General features: G+C 70.5%; 20 protein-coding genes and 1 other RNA gene. 13 read left to right on the top strand and 8 right to left on the bottom strand.

The genetic code is table 11. The annotated features are described in order from the left end of the window. Positions 1 to 3: 3 nt before the first annotated feature. Positions 4 to 549: a YecA/YgfB family protein gene (locus tag ABB33_RS03560; protein WP_056931171.1), complete on the bottom strand. Its 546-nt coding sequence runs from the start codon at positions 547 to 549 to the stop codon at positions 4 to 6. Between the two features lie 126 nt (positions 550 to 675). Between ABB33_RS03560 and ABB33_RS03555 the strand changes: the two genes are divergently transcribed. The 6 genes from ABB33_RS03555 (at position 676) to rpiA (ending at position 3,393) form a co-directional block, all read left to right on the top strand. Continuing rightward, positions 676 to 897 (top strand): TIGR02449 family protein, encoded by a 222-nt coding sequence (locus ABB33_RS03555; protein WP_054667400.1) that lies wholly within the window; start codon positions 676 to 678, stop codon positions 895 to 897. Then, positions 894 to 1,193, top strand: coding sequence for a cell division protein ZapA (locus tag ABB33_RS03550; RefSeq protein ID WP_054667402.1), 300 nt, complete (start codon positions 894 to 896; stop codon positions 1,191 to 1,193). Before ABB33_RS03555 ends, ABB33_RS03550 begins: the two co-directional genes overlap by 4 nt. Positions 1,194 to 1,279: 86 nt before the next feature. Next, a non-coding RNA gene (gene ssrS, locus ABB33_RS18085) (6S RNA) lies at positions 1,280 to 1,464 on the top strand. Between the two features lie 104 nt (positions 1,465 to 1,568). Further along, positions 1,569 to 2,159 carry a 5-formyltetrahydrofolate cyclo-ligase gene (locus ABB33_RS03545; protein WP_056931170.1) on the top strand — a complete coding sequence of 197 codons (591 nt, stop codon included), beginning with the start codon at positions 1,569 to 1,571 and terminating at the stop codon, positions 2,157 to 2,159. Then, complete coding sequence (locus ABB33_RS03540; protein WP_056931169.1) at positions 2,156 to 2,641, top strand: EVE domain-containing protein; 486 nt, start codon at positions 2,156 to 2,158, stop codon at positions 2,639 to 2,641. Before ABB33_RS03545 ends, ABB33_RS03540 begins: the two co-directional genes overlap by 4 nt. A gap of 104 nt (positions 2,642 to 2,745) precedes the next feature. Next, entirely contained in the window at positions 2,746 to 3,393 is a 648-nt protein-coding gene (rpiA, locus tag ABB33_RS03535) for a ribose-5-phosphate isomerase RpiA (protein WP_054667406.1), read from the top strand. 33 nt (positions 3,394 to 3,426) lie between these two features. Here rpiA and ABB33_RS03530 read toward each other — a convergent pair whose 3' ends face one another. Both ABB33_RS03530 and ABB33_RS03525 read right to left on the bottom strand, forming a co-directional pair. Continuing rightward, positions 3,427 to 4,404, bottom strand: coding sequence for a hypothetical protein (locus ABB33_RS03530; protein ID WP_152984949.1), 978 nt, complete (start codon positions 4,402 to 4,404; stop codon positions 3,427 to 3,429). Positions 4,405 to 4,485: 81 nt separating this feature from the next. Then, entirely contained in the window at positions 4,486 to 4,881 is a 396-nt protein-coding gene (locus ABB33_RS03525; protein ID WP_056931167.1) for a helix-turn-helix domain-containing protein, read from the bottom strand. Between the two features lie 134 nt (positions 4,882 to 5,015). Here ABB33_RS03525 and ABB33_RS03520 point away from each other — a divergent pair, with 134 nt between their 5' ends. The 3 genes from ABB33_RS03520 to ABB33_RS03510 all read left to right on the top strand — a co-directional run bounded on the left by ABB33_RS03520 (position 5,016) and on the right by ABB33_RS03510 (position 6,963). After that, positions 5,016 to 5,537, top strand: a complete 522-nt coding sequence (locus ABB33_RS03520; RefSeq protein ID WP_056931166.1) for a hypothetical protein — start codon at positions 5,016 to 5,018, stop codon at positions 5,535 to 5,537. A 59-nt stretch (positions 5,538 to 5,596) separates the two neighbouring features. Continuing rightward, a complete protein-coding gene (locus ABB33_RS03515) occupies positions 5,597 to 6,049 on the top strand; it encodes a DUF192 domain-containing protein (protein ID WP_054668760.1) in 453 nt (150 codons plus the stop codon). Positions 6,050 to 6,114: 65 nt separating this feature from the next. Continuing rightward, a complete protein-coding gene (locus tag ABB33_RS03510; RefSeq protein WP_054667412.1) occupies positions 6,115 to 6,963 on the top strand; it encodes a SirB1 family protein in 849 nt (282 codons plus the stop codon). Positions 6,964 to 7,005: 42 nt separating this feature from the next. Here ABB33_RS03510 and ABB33_RS03505 read toward each other — a convergent pair whose 3' ends face one another. Further along, positions 7,006 to 7,197 carry a rubredoxin gene (locus ABB33_RS03505; protein ID WP_054667413.1) on the bottom strand — a complete coding sequence of 64 codons (192 nt, stop codon included), beginning with the start codon at positions 7,195 to 7,197 and terminating at the stop codon, positions 7,006 to 7,008. Positions 7,198 to 7,266: 69 nt separating this feature from the next. On the opposite strand from ABB33_RS03505, the gene thiE reads away from it, so the two are divergent. Beyond that, positions 7,267 to 7,899, top strand: a complete 633-nt coding sequence (gene thiE / locus ABB33_RS03500; RefSeq protein ID WP_054667414.1) for a thiamine phosphate synthase — start codon at positions 7,267 to 7,269, stop codon at positions 7,897 to 7,899. 130 nt (positions 7,900 to 8,029) lie between these two features. Here the strand turns inward: thiE and ABB33_RS03495 are convergent, their stop codons facing one another. After that, positions 8,030 to 9,292, bottom strand: coding sequence for a dipeptidase (locus ABB33_RS03495; protein WP_056931334.1), 1,263 nt, complete (start codon positions 9,290 to 9,292; stop codon positions 8,030 to 8,032). Positions 9,293 to 9,462: 170 nt separating this feature from the next. On the opposite strand from ABB33_RS03495, the gene hemL reads away from it, so the two are divergent. Both hemL and ABB33_RS03485 read left to right on the top strand, forming a co-directional pair. Further along, positions 9,463 to 10,755, top strand: coding sequence for a glutamate-1-semialdehyde 2,1-aminomutase (gene hemL / locus ABB33_RS03490; protein ID WP_056931333.1), 1,293 nt, complete (start codon positions 9,463 to 9,465; stop codon positions 10,753 to 10,755). Positions 10,756 to 10,861: 106 nt separating this feature from the next. Continuing rightward, positions 10,862 to 11,458, top strand: a complete 597-nt coding sequence (locus ABB33_RS03485) for an HAD-IA family hydrolase (protein ID WP_056931165.1) — start codon at positions 10,862 to 10,864, stop codon at positions 11,456 to 11,458. On the opposite strand, the gene ABB33_RS03480 is transcribed toward ABB33_RS03485, so the two are convergent. Both ABB33_RS03480 and ABB33_RS03475 read right to left on the bottom strand, forming a co-directional pair. Beyond that, positions 11,420 to 11,872: an HIT family protein gene (locus ABB33_RS03480; protein WP_248842444.1), complete on the bottom strand. Its 453-nt coding sequence runs from the start codon at positions 11,870 to 11,872 to the stop codon at positions 11,420 to 11,422. The two genes, ABB33_RS03485 and ABB33_RS03480, sit on opposite strands and share 39 nt — an antisense overlap. Positions 11,873 to 11,883: 11 nt before the next feature. Next, positions 11,884 to 13,110: an acetylornithine transaminase gene (locus ABB33_RS03475; protein WP_054668763.1), complete on the bottom strand. Its 1,227-nt coding sequence runs from the start codon at positions 13,108 to 13,110 to the stop codon at positions 11,884 to 11,886. A 68-nt stretch (positions 13,111 to 13,178) separates the two neighbouring features. Here ABB33_RS03475 and ABB33_RS03470 point away from each other — a divergent pair, with 68 nt between their 5' ends. Then, on the top strand, positions 13,179 to 14,051 hold the full coding sequence (locus ABB33_RS03470; protein WP_054667421.1) for an ion transporter: 873 nt from the start codon (positions 13,179 to 13,181) through the stop codon (positions 14,049 to 14,051). A 53-nt stretch (positions 14,052 to 14,104) separates the two neighbouring features. On the opposite strand, the gene ABB33_RS03465 is transcribed toward ABB33_RS03470, so the two are convergent. Further along, the gene (locus tag ABB33_RS03465) at positions 14,105 to 14,923 is read right to left on the bottom strand and encodes an SDR family oxidoreductase (RefSeq protein ID WP_056931332.1); all 819 of its coding nucleotides are present in this window, start codon (positions 14,921 to 14,923) and stop codon (positions 14,105 to 14,107) included. Positions 14,924 to 15,161 lie beyond the last annotated feature (238 nt).

Raw genomic sequence — 15,161 nt, 5'->3', positions numbered from 1 at the left:
GGCTCAGTTCAGGCGCTGGCGGTGGCGCGCGCCCATCACGCAGTCGCCGTGCAGCAGCAGCACCGCCACGCGCACGAACTCCTCGATCTCGGCCAGCGCGTCCTCGTCCTCGTCGGCGCTGTCGAATTCGTCGCTGGAGGCCTGCGCCAGCCGCGCCAGGTCCTGCAGCGCCTCCTCGCCCTCCTCGCTCAGCACCGGGCGCTTGCCGGCGGCCAGGCCGAAACCGCCTAGGAACGCGCGGCACCAGTCGAACAGCGCATCGGTGCGCTCCTGCAGCGATGCCGCCGGTGTGGCCAGCACCAGTTCGAAGGCGAAGTCGCGGTCCTCGAGCTGCGCCACCACCGCCTCGCGCAGGCGGTCGAGCACGCTGCCCGGTTCCGGCACGGGCAGGTTGTCGTCGGCCAGCACCCTGCCCGGCCAGGCCTGCAGGTCGGCGCCGCCGGCGGCCAGCCAGCCGCACAGTCCACCGTGGAGTTCGGCCGGGGTGGCCCCGAGGTCCAGCGACTGGCTGGCCCGGAGGATGTCGTTGACGGCGGGAAGATCGGTCATGTCACCTGGGTCTGCAAAAAGCGGGAAAGGCCGCCGCGCACCGCGCGGCAACGGCCGCACAGTGTAGCAACGGCAGGGTGTCGGCCATCTTGACCACCCCCGACGCGCATGCCTATCGTGCCGGGCATGGATTCCTTCGACCCCGCCACCCAGCTGCAGGCCCTGGCCGCCCGCCTCGAACTGCTGTTCGAACGCAACCAGCGCCTGGCCGACGAGAACCGCAGCCTGCGCCAGCAGCAGGAACAGCTGGTGGCCGAACGCGCGCAACTGCTGACCAAGAACGAGCAGGCGCGCTCGCGGGTGGAAGCGATGATCACCCGCCTCAAGTCGCTGGAGCAGCACACGTGAGCCAGAACGAGCCGGTCAGCGTCCGCATCCTCGATCGCGAGTACACCGTCGGCGTGGAGCCGGCCGAGCGCGACAGCCTCACCGCCGCCGCGCGCATGCTCGATGCGCGCATGCGCGAGATCCGCGGCAACAACCGCATGGCCGCGGTGGACCGGGTGGCGGTACTGGCCGCGCTCAACCTGGCCCATGAGCTGCACCTGATGCGCGATGAACTGGCGCAGCAGCAGCAGCGTTTCCAGAGCGCGATGAACGATCTCAACCGGCGCCTGGACAGCGCGATCGACGAAGGCCGCTGAAGCCGTCGCATTCATCCGACGGACGGTTCATTTTTTGCCGCGCCCAACCGCTGCCATATGCCTGCAACACGGCTATACTGGCGTCGCGTTCTCTGCCGTGAACGACGGCGTGTGCAAACATTCGCCTTGTCCCTTAATGACGACCACGGGGGCGCGACGGTACCGGGTGTGCAGGTCCGCCTTGCAGCGGGAAGCCCGATGGTTCCCCAGCGTCCCCACTTGAACCCCGGGTTCAAGGTCGTTTCGCACGCATCGTCATGGCGGAGAATGCAATTATTCTGGAACGGCGCCGCAAGGCGCCGTTCTTCTTTGCAGGTCCATGCACCGGCCGGCACATCGGCCGATAATGCCGCCAGGCCCCGACCAACGCCGCCGATGACTGCCGACGCCCGCAAGGCCCTGCGCCGACAACTGCGCCAGCGCCGCCGCGACATCCCTGCCGCCGAACACATCGCGGCCGCCGATGCGCTGGCCGCCCACCTGCGCGCGCTGCCCTTCGCCGATGTCGACGGCCCGGTGGCCGGCTACTGGGCGATGGATGGCGAGATCGCCCTGTACCGCTGGCAGATGCAGCTGCCCGCCCACCAGACCTACTGCCTGCCGGTGCTGCACGACACGCTGCTGCGCTTCGCGCCATGGCGGCCGGGGCAGCCGCTGCGCGCCAACCGCTATGGCATCCCGGAGCCGGACATCGACCCCGCGCACGCGCTGCCGGCGCAGGACATGGCGCTGGTGGTGGTGCCGCTGGTCGGCTTCGACCCGCTTGGCCGGCGGCTGGGCATGGGAGGCGGCTGGTATGATCGCAGCTTCGCTTTCCGCCAGCGGCGCAGCGCGCCGCCCTGGCTGGTCGGCGCCGGCTTCGCCGCCCAGCAGGTACCGGCGCTGCCGGTTGAGGACTGGGACGTGGCGGTGGATGCCATCTGCACCGAGCAAGCCATTCTCTACCCGGAACCGTCGCACGCATGACCGCCCGCAAGCGCTACTGGCTGATGAAGTCCGAACCGGACGCCTTTTCCATCGACGACCTGCAGCGGGTGGGTACCGAACCGTGGAACGGGGTGCGCAACTACCAGGCGCGCAATTTCATGCGCGACGGCATGAAGGTCGGCGACGGCATCCTGTTCTACCACTCCGATACCAAGGTGCCGGGCATCGTCGGCGTCGCCACGGTGGCCAGCGACGCCTACCCGGACGACACCCAGTTCGATCCCGGTTCCGACTACTACGACCCGAAGGCCAGCCGCGAGCAGCCGCGCTGGTACCTGGTGGACGTGGCCTTCGAGCGCAAGCTGGCGCAGGTGATCGCGCTGGACGAGATCAAGCGCCACGCCGATGCACTGGGCGAGGGCTTCCCGCTGACCGCCAGGGGCAACCGCCTGTCGGTGTTCCCGGTCACCGGCGCGCAGTGGAAGCTGCTGCTGTCGCTGGAAAAGAAACTGCCGGCCTGATCCCGCCAGCGCGGCCGCTGCCGCCGTCGACGGGCGCTGCCGGGCAGCGCCGGACCGGTTGCCGCCACGCCTGCTCCCCCTCCTCCAACGCCATCGAGTCCACCATGTCCGAAGCCAAGCGCCTGGCCGCCGAAAAAGCCATCGAGTACGTCCAGAAGGGAATGATCGTCGGGGTCGGCACCGGTTCCACGGTCGCCTATTTCATCGAGGCGCTGGCGCGCATCAAGGACCAGATCGAAGGCGCCGTCTCCAGCTCCGAACAGAGCACCGCCCAGCTCCGCAGCCATGGCATCGAGGTGCTGGACCTGAACCACACCGGCGGCCTGTCGCTGTACGTGGACGGCGCCGACGAGTGCGACCCGCACAAGAACCTGATCAAGGGCGGCGGCGCCGCGCTGACCCGCGAGAAGATCATCGCCGAGGCCAGCAGGCAGTTCGTGTGCATCGTCGACCCGAGCAAGCAGGTCCAGGTGCTGGGCAGGTTCCCGCTGCCGGTGGAAGTGATCCCGATGGCACGCAGCCTGGTGGCGCGCGAGATCGTGGCCCTGACCGGCGGCCAGCCGGTGTGGCGCGACGGCGTGGTCACCGACAACGGCAACCTGATCCTGGACGTGCACAACCTGTCCATCACCGACCCGGTGAAACTGGAGCAGCAGCTCAACCAGATCCCGGGCGTGGTCACCGTGGGCCTGTTCGCGCGCCGCCCGGCCGACGTGGTCATCGTCGGCGGGCAGCCGCCGCAGGTGCTGTAAGCGCGGGCATGCGACCACGGCCGCGGCTGCGCGTCAGCGCGCCGCGGCCTGCAGCCAGGCCTGCCACTGGCGGTCGAGCGCGGGCAGCGTGCCCGGCAGCCCGAACGCCGGGCCGGTGTCGCCCAGCCAGTCCTCGAAACTGCCGCCGGCGGCGATCCGCTCGCTGATGCTGCCGAGCACGCCGGCGCGGGTGGCCGCGGTGGCCTGCACCAGGAAATCGGCCCAGCCCTGGACCTGCGCGTAGTAGCGCGCCCCGGCCGCCGCGTCGCCGGATTCGGCCGGGCTGCGATAGACCAGGCTCACGCCGCGGGCCGCGGGCGCGGCCTGTCCCACCGGGCGCGCCGGATTGGCCATGGCCAGGAACTCGGCCAGCGCCGGCAGCGGCTGCGCCGGATCGGCGCCCATGCCACGCAGCAGGCGCCGCCGCTGGGCCACCAGTTCATCGGCCTCCAGCACCATTGCCGCCGCCTCGTTGAGCCAGTCCGGGCTGCGCGCATGGCCATGCCCCGAGGTCCGGCCCAGGTCCGGCCAGTAGGCCAGGTTGAACAGCACGTGGCCCAGTTCGTGGCGGGTCAGGTTGCGCCAGATCGCCTGGCCGATGGCCGGGTTGGCGGCGAGCAGGCGGCGGCCGGGATCGTCGGCCGGCTGGGTCGACTCGCGGGCAGCCTGGAAGGCCTGCATGCCGGGCCAGTCGACCACCTGCGCGGCACCGGCGGCGAGCAGCCGCCCGCGCGCATCGGCGCCGATGCGGCCCTGCGGCGCATCCAGCAGCACGGCCAGGCGCAGTGGCGCGCGCGCGAAATGGCGTTCGAACGCCTCGGCGCTGGCGGCCAGGTCGCCGCCGAGCATGCGCACCTGCGCGGCGTCGGCGCCGTAGACCCAGCCATGCGCGCCGGCGACGCAGTGGTCCAGGCCCGGCAGCGGCGGGCAGCCGGTATCGGCCCGTGCGGCGCCGGCCAACAGCAGCAGCACCGGCAACAGGACGGGAGCGGGGGAACGGGAAAGGGCCATGCACGCATCTCCGGTTGGGATGCTTCCCTGACGCATGCGCGCGGCAAATGTGTCCACCCGGGCGCGGGCCCGGCGACGGCCTCAGCGCGCGGGCCGCTTGCCGTTCTGCGCCAGCACCTTCACCAGCTCGCCCACCAGTTCGCGCTGGCGCGGCGGCAGGGCCAGGAAGGTATCGATCACCGCGCGTTCGCGCGCGCCCACCGCGTTCCATTCGCCCCGGGTCTCGGCAACCCGCGCCGGTTCGCCGAAACGCAGGGTCTGCGGCGCCACCCCGAACAATTCGGCCAGCACCTGCAGCTTGTCCTGCTCCGGGATGGAGCGGCCGGACAGCCAGCGCGACGCACTCTGGAAGCTCACCGAACGCCCCGTATAGCGCGCGTTGAACAGGCGGAAGAGGACCGCCGGCCGCGGCTCGTAGCCGGCCGCGCTCATCGCCTGCCCCAAGCGGCGGGAAAATTCGAAGCGTTCGTCGCTCATGGCCGGAAACGTTACGGACCACGCCCACGACGGGATCACCTGTTACTTTCATTTTAGTTAACTAATTGCTTTCATTGGTCCCGGAACCACGCGCGGCGCCCATCCGCACCGCGCCCCAGCCCGGGAGAAGCCCCATGGAAAGCGCCTCCACCGCCGCTGCGGCATCGCAGCCATTCCTCCGCCGCTACATGGATGTGGACTACCGCTTCCACTACGCCGCCGTGCTCAGGCCGCACCCGGCACCATCCGAAGCGATCGCCGAGCTGTGCCTGTTCCGCTTCTGGCTGGCCTGCCGCGCCTACGCGCATTCGGGCGCGACGCCGGCACCGGTACCGCCGCTGTACCTGCCGCCGCACTGGACGCCACCACGGCAGGCCGCCGGGGTGGACATCGGCCATGCCCTGGACGCCTGCCCGGGTCATCTGCTGGACAGCCGCTTCGACCTGTACGACCGCTTCTTCCAGCTGGGCCGCAACCGCGACGACCCGCTCGGCCTGGATGCGGCGGCACTGGCGCTGTCGTGCCAGCTGTTCGTGCAGCCCAGCGCCACCACCCGCACCTGGCTGCGCAGCGAGGTGCACGCGCTGTTCCGCATGCTGCACGCCGCATTCGCCACCACGCCGCGCACGCACGCCTGGGCAGCGGGTGATGCTTGACGTCGCGCGGCGCATCCGTGAAGGTGCGCAGCGCCTCCTTTCGCTTCGTGGATCACGCCATGTCCCTGCCACGCCTTGCCGCCTGCCTGTCCGTGTTGCTGCTGCTGGGCGGCTGCGCCAGCGCCGGCGAACACTGGGTGGAACTGGGCGGCGCGCGCTACCACGTGGAACTGGCGCAGGACGACGCCAGCCGCGCCCGCGGCCTGATGTTCCGCGACCACATGGACGCGGACCGCGGCATGCTGTTCATCCACGACCGCGTGGAACCGCAGGCGTACTGGATGAAGAACACCCGCATCCCGCTGGACATCCTCTACTTCGACGACGCCCGCCGGCTGGTCAGCCAGCAGCGCGACGTACCGCCCTGCTCGGCCGGCGATGCCTGCCCGCCGTACCCCAGCTTCAAGCCGGCGCGCTACGTGCTGGAACTCAACGCCGGCCAGGCGGCGAAGCTGAAACTGCAGGACGGCACCGAGCTGGTGTTCGGCCCCGGCATTGCCAAGGGCAGGTAACCGCGCGCCCACGCCGGGCCGCCGCATGCCTTGAACCGGCCGCGCTTTGCCGCCAGTCTTGGGGCATGTCCGACACACGCCTTACCCTGCCGCAGTGGGACGCGCTGGCCGAGCTGGCCGACGACGCGTTGCCGTTGCTGCCGACCGCGCTGCTGATCGCGCGCGACGAATACCCGCACCTTGACCCGGGCCGCTACGACCGCCTGCTGCAGGCCCATGCCGACCACCTGCGGGTGGAAGTGGAGGCCATTGCCGAATGGCCGCTGAAAGTCGCCGCCATCAACCACCACCTGTTCAACGAGCTGGGCTACAGCGGCAACCACGACGCCTATTACGACCCGCGCAACAGCTATCTCAACGAGGTGGTCACGCGCCGGCTCGGCAACCCGATCTCGCTGGCGCTGGTACAGATGGATGTCTGCCGGCGGCTCGGCCTGCCGCTGGAGGGCATCTCCTTCCCCGGCCATTTCCTGGTGCGGCTGCCGGTGGAGGAAGGGGTGCTGGTCATGGACCCGTTCAACGGCGGCCGTCCGCTGGGCGTGGACGAACTGCGCGAGCGCGCCCGCAACAACCTGGGCGGCGAGACCCCCGACGACCAGGTGCTGGCGCAGATCCTCGACCCGGCGCCGGCGCGCGCGATCCTGATGCGCATGCTGCGCAACCTGTATGGCGTGTATGCCGAACGCGAAGAGTGGGACCGCGCCGCGCGCAGCGCCGACCGCATCCTGAAACTGGCCCCGGAGCAGAGCGAGGCGCTGCGCGACCGCGGCCTGGCCTACCTGCGCCTGGACCACCTGGCCGGTGCGCGCGCGGACCTGTCGCTGTACCTGCGGCGCGAACCCGATGCCGCCGACGCGGCGCAGGTGCGCGAACGCCTGATCGACACCGGTGCCGGGCGGCCGCAGCTGCATTGAGGCGACCGCGGCGGCGCCGTGGCCGCCACGACCGGGCCGGACTCAGTCCAGCTCCACCATTTCGAAATCGTCCTTGGTGGTGCCGCAGTCCGGGCAGGTCCAGGTCTCGGGCACGTCTTCCCAGCGCGTGCCCGCGGCGATGCCTTCTTCGGGCAGGCCTTCGGCTTCGTTGTAGATGAAGCCGCAGACGACGCACATCCAGGTGCGCAGGGTGGAGGCGGAAGCGTCGGACATCGGATAATCACGGCAACACGAGGGCGGTCGCTGATTGTCCCATTCCCGCCGCCGTACAGGTAGCCATCCATGCCCCAGCCTGCTCGCGCCGCCCGCGGCGTCTATCTGATCACTCCCGACGAGGCCGACACCGCGCGCCTGCTCGAACGCGTGCAGCCGCTGCTCGGCGCCGGCGCCACCTGGCTGCAGTACCGCAACAAGGCCGCCGATGCCGGCACCCGGCGGGTACAGGCCCGGGCCCTGCAGGACCTGTGCGCGGCCGCCGGAGTCCCGCTGATCATCAACGATGATGCCGCCCTGGCCGCCGCCGTCGGCGCGGCCGGCGTGCACCTGGGCGAAGACGACGGCGACATCGCCGCCGCGCGCGCGCTGCTCGGCCCCGGCGCCCTCATCGGCGCCTCCTGCTACGACCAGTTGGAACTGGCGCGGCGGGCGGTGGCTGCCGGCGCCAGCTACGTCGCGTTCGGTGCGTTCTTCCCCAGCCGCAGCAAGGCCACCACCCGGCGCGCGCATCCGCGGCTGCTGCATGAGGCCGCGGCGCTCGGCGTGCCGCGCGTGGCCATCGGCGGCCTGGCCGCGGACAATGCCGCGCCGCTGGTCGCGGCCGGCGCCGACCTGCTGGCGGTCATCAGCAGCGTGTTCGCCGCCGATGACCCGGTGGCCGCGCTGCGCGGTTACCAGGCCTGTTTCCCGGCGCCCTGAGCGGCGGCACGGCGCCGCCGGCGGATGCCACGCACGAACCGGCAAGGCGCGGCATGCCGCGCACAGCGCAGCCTCCACTTCGTCGTCCAACGGCGCCCTTCTCCCGGCGGGAGAAGGGCCTGGTCGGCGCTTACTCCAGCGCCGCCTTGACCGCCGCCGGATCGGCCAGCGCCTGCACCTGGCGGATCAGGCGCACGGTGTTGCCGCCGAGGATGGCGCTGACCTGGCGTTCGTCATAGCCGGCATCGAGCAGCGCCTGCACCACCTTGGGCAGCGCGGCGATGTCCTCGTAACCCTCCACGCCACCGCCGCCGTCCCAGTCCGCGCCCAGGCCGACGTGTTCCCAGCCGGCCACCTTGATGATGTGCAGCAGGTGGCGCATGTAGTCGTCGAAATCGGCCTTGCGGATGTTGTACTTCGCGTCCAGCGCGGCCAGCTGCGCCTTGAGCTGCGCGCGCTCGGCATCGGTCGGGGCGGTGCGGTCGTCGAAGGCGTCGTAGAGCTTGCGCCGCTCGGCGCGGTACTCCGGGGTGGCGCCGGTGTCGATCAGGTAACCGCCCAGCGAGTTCACCTGGATCACGCCGCCCTTCTTCGCCAGTGCGCGGATGCGCGCGTCGTCGATGTTGCGCGAATGCGCGAACACGTCGGAGGCGCCGCTGTGCGAGAGGATGATCGGCGCCTTGCTCAGCGCCAGCATCTGGTCGAACACCGTGTTGGACGCATGCGACTGGTCGATGATGATGCCCAGCCGGTTGGCCTGCGCGATCAACGCCTTGCCCTTCTCGCTGAGGCCGCCGTGCTCGCCTTCCGGGGCCACGCCCATGCCGGCCGAATCGGCGAAATCGTTGTGGCTGATGTGCGCCAGCGAGATCATCCGCAGGCCCTGCTTGTAGTAGAAGCTGAGCAGGCTGGGGTCGGCCTCCAGCGGGTAGGCGTTCTCCATGCTGATGTAGACCGACTTCCTGCCCGCGGCCTTGATCCGCGCCGCGTCGTCGGCGGTGGTGGCCAGCTCGAACTTGTCCGGGTTGGCGGCCACCATCTCGCGGATCTCGGACAGGCGCCTGAGCCCGGCGTCGCGCGCCTTCAGGTTGCCGCCGGCATCGCGTTCGCCCTGGCTGGTGAACACCACCCAGAAGCCGCCATCGAGCCCGCCTTCGACCATGCGCGGGTAATCGACCTGCGAACCGTCTTCCTGGAAGGAATGGCGGTCGGTGATCTTCCAGCCCGGCCTGGAAAACAGCGCCGGCGTATCGAGATGGGTGTCGAGGTTGATCGCCCCGGCCTGGACGGCGCGCGCGCGCTCGGAGATCTTCGCCGGGCCGGTACCGGCCTGGGCGGTGGCGGCGACAGCCAGCAGCAGCGCGGCGGACAGCGCACCGGCCTTGAACGTCATGTCGAACTTCATGGCTCTCCCTTGGGGACGGATCGTGGCGCATTCTTGCATGCGCCCGGCGCGCGCCAGCAGGCCATTGGTCATGGATCCGGCGGCGCGTGGCAGCACCCGGCGCGAAAGCGGACAATAGGCATATTCCCCTGCCACGCAGCGATGCCATGTCCCCGACCCTGAACCACGAACACTCCCATGCCCTGTTCACCCGCGCGCAGCAACTGCTGCCCGGCGGCGTCAACTCGCCGGTGCGCGCGTTCAAGTCGGTCGGCGGCGAGCCGTTCTTCGTGCAGCGCGCCGACGGCGCCTACCTGCACGACGTCGATGGCAACCGCTACATCGACTACGTCGGCTCGTGGGGCCCGATGATCGTCGGCCACAACCACCCGGCGGTGCGCGAGGCGGTGCAGCAGGCCATCGGCAACGGCCTGTCGTTCGGCGCGCCGTGCCCGGCCGAGGTGACCATGGCCGAGACCATCACCCGCCTGGTGCCGTCGTGCGAGATGGTGCGCATGGTCAACTCCGGCACCGAGGCGACGCTGTCGGCGATCCGCCTGGCGCGCGGCGCTACCGGCCGCAGCAAGATCGTCAAGTTCGAAGGCTGCTACCACGGCCATGGCGATTCGTTCCTGGTCAAGGCCGGCAGCGGCATGCTGACCCTGGGCGTGCCGACCTCGCCGGGCGTGCCGGCCGGGCTCAGCGAACTCACCCTGACCCTGCCCTACAACGACTTCGAGGCGGCCACCGCGCTGTTCGAGCAGCAGGGCGGCGAGATCGCCGGCCTGATCATCGAGCCGGTGGTCGGCAACGCCAACTGCATCCCGCCGCGCGACGGCTACCTGCAGCACCTGCGCGCACTGTGCACGCGGCATGGCGCGCTGCTGATCTTCGACGAAGTGATGACCGGCTTCCGCGTGGCGCTGGGCGGTGCGCAGGCGCACTACGGCATCACCCCGGACCTGACCACCTTCGGCAAGATCATCGGCGGCGGCATGCCGGTGGGCGCCTATGGCGGCCGCCGCGCGCTGATGCAGCAGATCGCCCCGGCCGGCCCGATCTACCAGGCAGGCACGCTCAGCGGCAATCCGGTGGCGATGGCCGCGGGCCTGGCGATGCTGGAACTGATCCAGCAGCCGGGCTTCCATGCCGACCTGGCCGCACGCACCGCACGCCTGTGCGAGGGCCTGGAAGCGGCCGCGCGCGACGCCGGCGTCGCCGTCACCACCACCTGCGTCGGGGCGATGTTCGGGCTGTTCTTCACCACGGAAAAGGTGGAAACCTACGCCCAGGCCACCGCCTGCGACATCCCCGCGTTCAACCGCTTCTTCCACGCGATGCTGGAGCGCGGCGTGTTTCTTGCGCCGTCGGCCTACGAGGCCGGCTTCCTGTCCAGCGCGCACGACGATGCGGTGATCGATGCCACCCTGGCCGCCGCACGCGAGGCGTTCAAGGTGGTCGCGGCCGGTTGATCGCCCTTCACCGCTTCCGTGCAGGGGGGGCGATGCAGGCCACGACCGGGGCTTTCGCAGGCATGTTCCGGTCGCGACGGATGCCGCTCCCACGGAGGCGGCATCCATGATTCCGATGATCCACGCCCTGCTGCTCGACTTCGACGGTCTGCTGGCCGACTACGACCATCCGCGCCATCTCCGGCATCTGGCGCAGGCCGCGGGATGCACGCCGGCGGTGATCGACGCACAGCTGCGTGGCGCCGGCCTGGAGCTGGCGCACGCGCGTGGCGAGCTGGATGGCGATGCGCTGCTGCGGGCGTTGAACACCCGCCTCGGCACCGGCCTGGCCGCCGCCGACTGGCTGGCCGCACGCACCGGCGCCAGCGCCCTGCGCCGCGACACGCTCGCCCTGCTGCAACGGCTGCGCCCCGATGTCCGCGTCGCCGTACTGACCAACAACGGCGCCTTGAGCGCGGCCGCCATCGCCGCGCTGCTGCCCGGCATCGAAGTGCTGTGCAGCGCCACGCTGGGCGTGCGCAAACCCGACCCGCGCATCTACCTGGCCGCCGCCGAAAGGCTGGGCAGCGCACCGGCGCGCACGCTGTTCATCGATCATCTGTTCCGCAACGTGCAGGGCGCACGCAGCGCCGGCCTGCACGCCGACACCGCGCACCACACCCAATCACTGCGCCGCGTGCTGCGGCGCTGGCACGTGCTGTGAACCGCCACCCAGCGCATTGCGCAGCCGCGCCGCCAACGGCTCCAGTTGCGCCATCGTCGACGGGGCCGGAACGCCCATCGGGTAGACCTCCAGCAGGCCGTCTCCATGCCTGCGCGGCTGCACATGCAGATGGAAATGCGGCACTTCCTGTCCGCCGGCTTCTCCGTTGGACTGCCACAGGTTGAGCCCGTCCGGTGCGAGCGTGTCGCGCAACGCCCGCGCCACCCGATGCGCCACGCGCATCACCTGCCCCGCAAGGGCTTCGTCCAGCGCGCAGAGGGTTTCGGCATGCTGCCGGGGAACCACCAGCACATGCCCGGGCACGGCTTGGCGCAGGTCCATGAAGGCCACCACCTGCGCGTCTTCCCACACCATCCTGGCCGGCAACTCGCCGGCCAGGATGGCGCAGAACACACATCCCTGCATCAGCGCGAAGCCACGTACGCCGCGATCGCCTCGCGCACGCGCTTGAGGCCCTCGGCCAGCTCCTCGTCGGTGATGTTCAGCGGCGGCACGAAGCGCAGCACGCTGGTGCCGGCCTGCAGGATCAGCACCTGCTTCTCGGCGGCCAGGTCGAGCAGCGCGCCGATATCGGCCACGTACTCGGGCTTGAGCACCGCGCCGATCATCAGGCCCATGCCGCGCACCTGCTCGAACACGCCGAACTCGGCGCCGATCGCCTCCAGCCCGGCCTTGAGCGCGGCCGACTGCCGGGCCACGTTGGCCTTGATCGCATCCGAGGCCAGCGTGCGCAGCGCCACCCGCGCCACCGCCGCGGCCAGCGGGTTGCCGCCGAAGGTGGTGCCGTGGGCGCCGACGCCCATGACCTCGGCCACCTTCGGGCCGGCCAGCATGGCGCCGACCGGGAAGCCGCCGCCCAGCGCCTTGGCCAGGCTGACGATGTCAGGGGTCACGCCCCAGTTCCAGTGCGCGAACAACTGGCCGGTACGGCCCATGCCCACCTGGATCTCGTCCAGCACCAGCAGCGCGTCGTGCTGGTCGCACAGCTCGCGGGCACGGCGCATGAACTCGGCCGAAGCCGGCATCACCCCGCCCTCGCCCTGCACCGGCTCGAACATCACCGCGGCCACGTCGCCGCCGGCCATGGCCGCTTCCAGCTGCGCCACGTCGTTGAAATCGGCATAGCGGAAACCGCCGGGCAACGGCTCGTAGCCCTCCTGGTACTTGGGCTGGGCGGTGGCCGTCACCGTGGCCAGGGTGCGGCCGTGGAAGCTGCCGCGGAAGGTGACGATGACGCGCTTCTCCGGCGGCCGGCCCTGCGCCGCGGCCCACTTGCGCACCAGCTTGATCGCCACTTCATTGGCCTCGGCGCCGGAGTTGCACAGGAACACGCGGCTGGCGAAGCGCGAGGCCTCCACCAGCTCCTGCGCCAGGTGCAGCGGCGGCTCGCTGTAGAACATGTTGCTGGTGTGCCAGAGCTTGTCGGCCTGGGCCAGCAGCGCGGCCTTCAGGTCGGGGTTGTTGTGGCCGAGGCTGCACACCGCGATGCCGGCCGCCAGGTCGATGAACTCGCGCCCCTGCGTATCCCAGAGCCGCGCTCCCTGGCCGCGCTCGAGCACCAGCTGGCGGGGCCGGTACACCGGCAGGTAGTACTGCGACAGGGACAACAGCGGCTCGGCGACAGCGGTCATGGCGTTCCGGTAGAGGTGGGCGAAAGGCGCATTCTCCCCCATTAACCGGGCTGCGGCACAATAGGCCCATGCGACTGTTCTCCACCCCGCAGCTGAACCCCGCCTCCGAGACCGGCTGGCGCCGCCGATGGTTCGACATCATCCATCGGCGCGACACCCGCCCCTCGCGCAATTTCGACCTGTTGCTGGTCTACGCCATCGTCGCCAGCGTGCTGGTGGTGATGTTCGACAGCGTGCAGCACATCCATGCCGCCTGGGCGTCGTGGTTCTACGTGGTCGAGTGGGGCTTCACCCTGCTGTTCACCGCCGAGTACGTGCTGCGGCTGCTGGTGGTGCGGCGGCCGCTGCGCTATGCGCTCAGCATCTGGGGCGTCATCGACCTGCTGGCGATCCTGCCCACCTACATCTCGCTGCTGCTGCCGGGCGCGCAGTCGCTGCTGGTGGTACGCGCGCTGCGCATCCTGCGCGTGTTCCGCATCCTCAAGCTGACCCGCTACATCGAGGAGAGCGGCATCCTGATGCAGGCGCTGTGGCGCAGCCGCCGCAAGATCCTGCTGTTCCTGTCGATGGTGATCACCATCGCCATTATCGCCGGCTCGCTGATGTACGTCATCGAGGGACCGAGCCACGGCTTCAGCAGCATCCCGGCCAGCATGTACTGGGCGGTGGTGACCATGGCCACGGTCGGCTTCGGCGACATCGTGCCGCAGACCACGCTGGGGCGTTTCGTCACCTCGGTGCTGATCCTGATCGGCTACAGCATCATCGCCGTGCCCACCGGCATCTACACCGCCGAGCTGGCCAACGGCATGCGCCGGGCCGAAGCCTGGCGCCGCCGCGACGACCGCGGCTGCATTGTCTGCGGCCACGAGGGCCACGAGCAGGAAGCACGCTACTGCAACCGCTGCGGGCATGAGCTGCCGGAGCCGCTGGAACCCTGAGCGGCGCGCACGACGGCGCCGCCGGCTGGAATGCCGCGGCCGGTGGCGCTGTCTCAGTCCAGGAACAGGTCCGGCAGCAGCGGCTGCGACGGATCGACCGCATAGCCGGACAGGTCGCTGACCCCGGCCTGCGCCAGCACCTCGTCGTCGATCAGGAAGTGGCCGCTGAAACCGGCCGCCTCGCGTACCAGCACCGCATGCGCGGCATCGGCCATGATCTCCGGACGCCGGCAGCCGGCGACATCGACCCCGGGAATCATGTTGATCGCATCGGTGGCGATGACCGTGCGCGGCCACAGCGCATTGACCGCCACCCCCTGCGGGCCGAACTCGGCGGCCAGGCCCAGGGTCACGAAGCTCATGCCCATCTTGGCCAGGGTGTAGCCGGTATGCGGCCCCCACCACTTCGGGTCCAGGCTCGGCGGCGGCGCCAGGGTCAGGATGTGCGGGTTCGGCGCCTGCAGCAGGTGCGGCAGGCAGGCCTGCGCGCACAGGAAGCTGCCGCGCGCGTTGACCTGCTGCATCAGGTCGAAGCGCTTCATCGGCGTGTCCAGGGTGCCACGCAGCCAGATCGCCGAGGCATTGTTGACCAGGATGTCGATGCCGCCGAAGGCGTCGACCGTGGCCGCCACCGCCGCACGCACCTGGTCTTCCTCGCGGATGTCGCACTTCAGCGCGAGGCCGCGGCCACCGGCCGCGTTCACCGCCTCCACCGCGGTATGGATGGTGCCGGGCAGCCTGGGGTTGGGCACCGCCGACTTGGCGGCGATGGCCACGTTGGCGCCGTCGCGCGCGGCGCGCAGCGCGATCGCCAGGCCGATGCCGCGCGAGGCGCCGGTGATGAAGAGGGTCTTGCCTTGCAGGGTGCTCATGCGCGACTCCGCGATGCCGATGGAAGCGAAGTGCATTATGCGCCACCGGCACCGCCACCCCTTCCGGCAGCGCGCGAACACCTGCCGTTAATCCGCGATGCCGATACTGGCGCCCTTCCACAGTTGTCGTGCGTTGCCATGAAATCCCTGCCTGTTGCCGTCTGCCTGCTGCTCGCCCTGTCCCTGCCCGCCTGCCAGAAGCGCGCCGCGTCGCCCGGCGACGTCGCGCGGGTATGTC

It is taken from the genome of Stenotrophomonas acidaminiphila, assembly GCF_001431595.1.
Lineage (GTDB): Bacteria > Pseudomonadota > Gammaproteobacteria > Xanthomonadales > Xanthomonadaceae > Stenotrophomonas > Stenotrophomonas acidaminiphila.
This window is presented reverse-complemented; position numbering and strand designations above follow the sequence as displayed.

Bases quoted from the DNA above. Each gene is read 5' to 3' on its own strand.
- ABB33_RS03560 (WP_056931171.1), bottom strand. From the start codon at position 549: ATGACCGATCTTCCCGCCGTCAACGACATCCTCCGGGCCAGCCAGTCG.
- ABB33_RS03555 (WP_054667400.1), top strand. From the start codon at position 676: ATGGATTCCTTCGACCCCGCCACCCAGCTGCAGGCCCTGGCCGCCCGC.
- ABB33_RS03545 (WP_056931170.1), top strand. From the start codon at position 1,569: ATGACTGCCGACGCCCGCAAGGCCCTGCGCCGACAACTGCGCCAGCGC.
- ABB33_RS03540 (WP_056931169.1), top strand. From the start codon at position 2,156: ATGACCGCCCGCAAGCGCTACTGGCTGATGAAGTCCGAACCGGACGCC.
- rpiA (WP_054667406.1), top strand. From the start codon at position 2,746: ATGTCCGAAGCCAAGCGCCTGGCCGCCGAAAAAGCCATCGAGTACGTC.
- ABB33_RS03530 (WP_152984949.1), bottom strand. From the start codon at position 4,404: ATGGCCCTTTCCCGTTCCCCCGCTCCCGTCCTGTTGCCGGTGCTGCTG.
- ABB33_RS03525 (WP_056931167.1), bottom strand. From the start codon at position 4,881: ATGAGCGACGAACGCTTCGAATTTTCCCGCCGCTTGGGGCAGGCGATG.
- ABB33_RS03520 (WP_056931166.1), top strand. From the start codon at position 5,016: ATGGAAAGCGCCTCCACCGCCGCTGCGGCATCGCAGCCATTCCTCCGC.
- ABB33_RS03515 (WP_054668760.1), top strand. From the start codon at position 5,597: ATGTCCCTGCCACGCCTTGCCGCCTGCCTGTCCGTGTTGCTGCTGCTG.
- ABB33_RS03510 (WP_054667412.1), top strand. From the start codon at position 6,115: ATGTCCGACACACGCCTTACCCTGCCGCAGTGGGACGCGCTGGCCGAG.
- ABB33_RS03505 (WP_054667413.1), bottom strand. From the start codon at position 7,197: ATGTCCGACGCTTCCGCCTCCACCCTGCGCACCTGGATGTGCGTCGTC.
- thiE (WP_054667414.1), top strand. From the start codon at position 7,267: ATGCCCCAGCCTGCTCGCGCCGCCCGCGGCGTCTATCTGATCACTCCC.
- ABB33_RS03495 (WP_056931334.1), bottom strand. From the start codon at position 9,292: ATGACGTTCAAGGCCGGTGCGCTGTCCGCCGCGCTGCTGCTGGCTGTC.
- ABB33_RS03485 (WP_056931165.1), top strand. From the start codon at position 10,862: ATGATTCCGATGATCCACGCCCTGCTGCTCGACTTCGACGGTCTGCTG.
- ABB33_RS03475 (WP_054668763.1), bottom strand. From the start codon at position 13,110: ATGACCGCTGTCGCCGAGCCGCTGTTGTCCCTGTCGCAGTACTACCTG.
- ABB33_RS03470 (WP_054667421.1), top strand. From the start codon at position 13,179: ATGCGACTGTTCTCCACCCCGCAGCTGAACCCCGCCTCCGAGACCGGC.
- ABB33_RS03465 (WP_056931332.1), bottom strand. From the start codon at position 14,923: ATGAGCACCCTGCAAGGCAAGACCCTCTTCATCACCGGCGCCTCGCGC.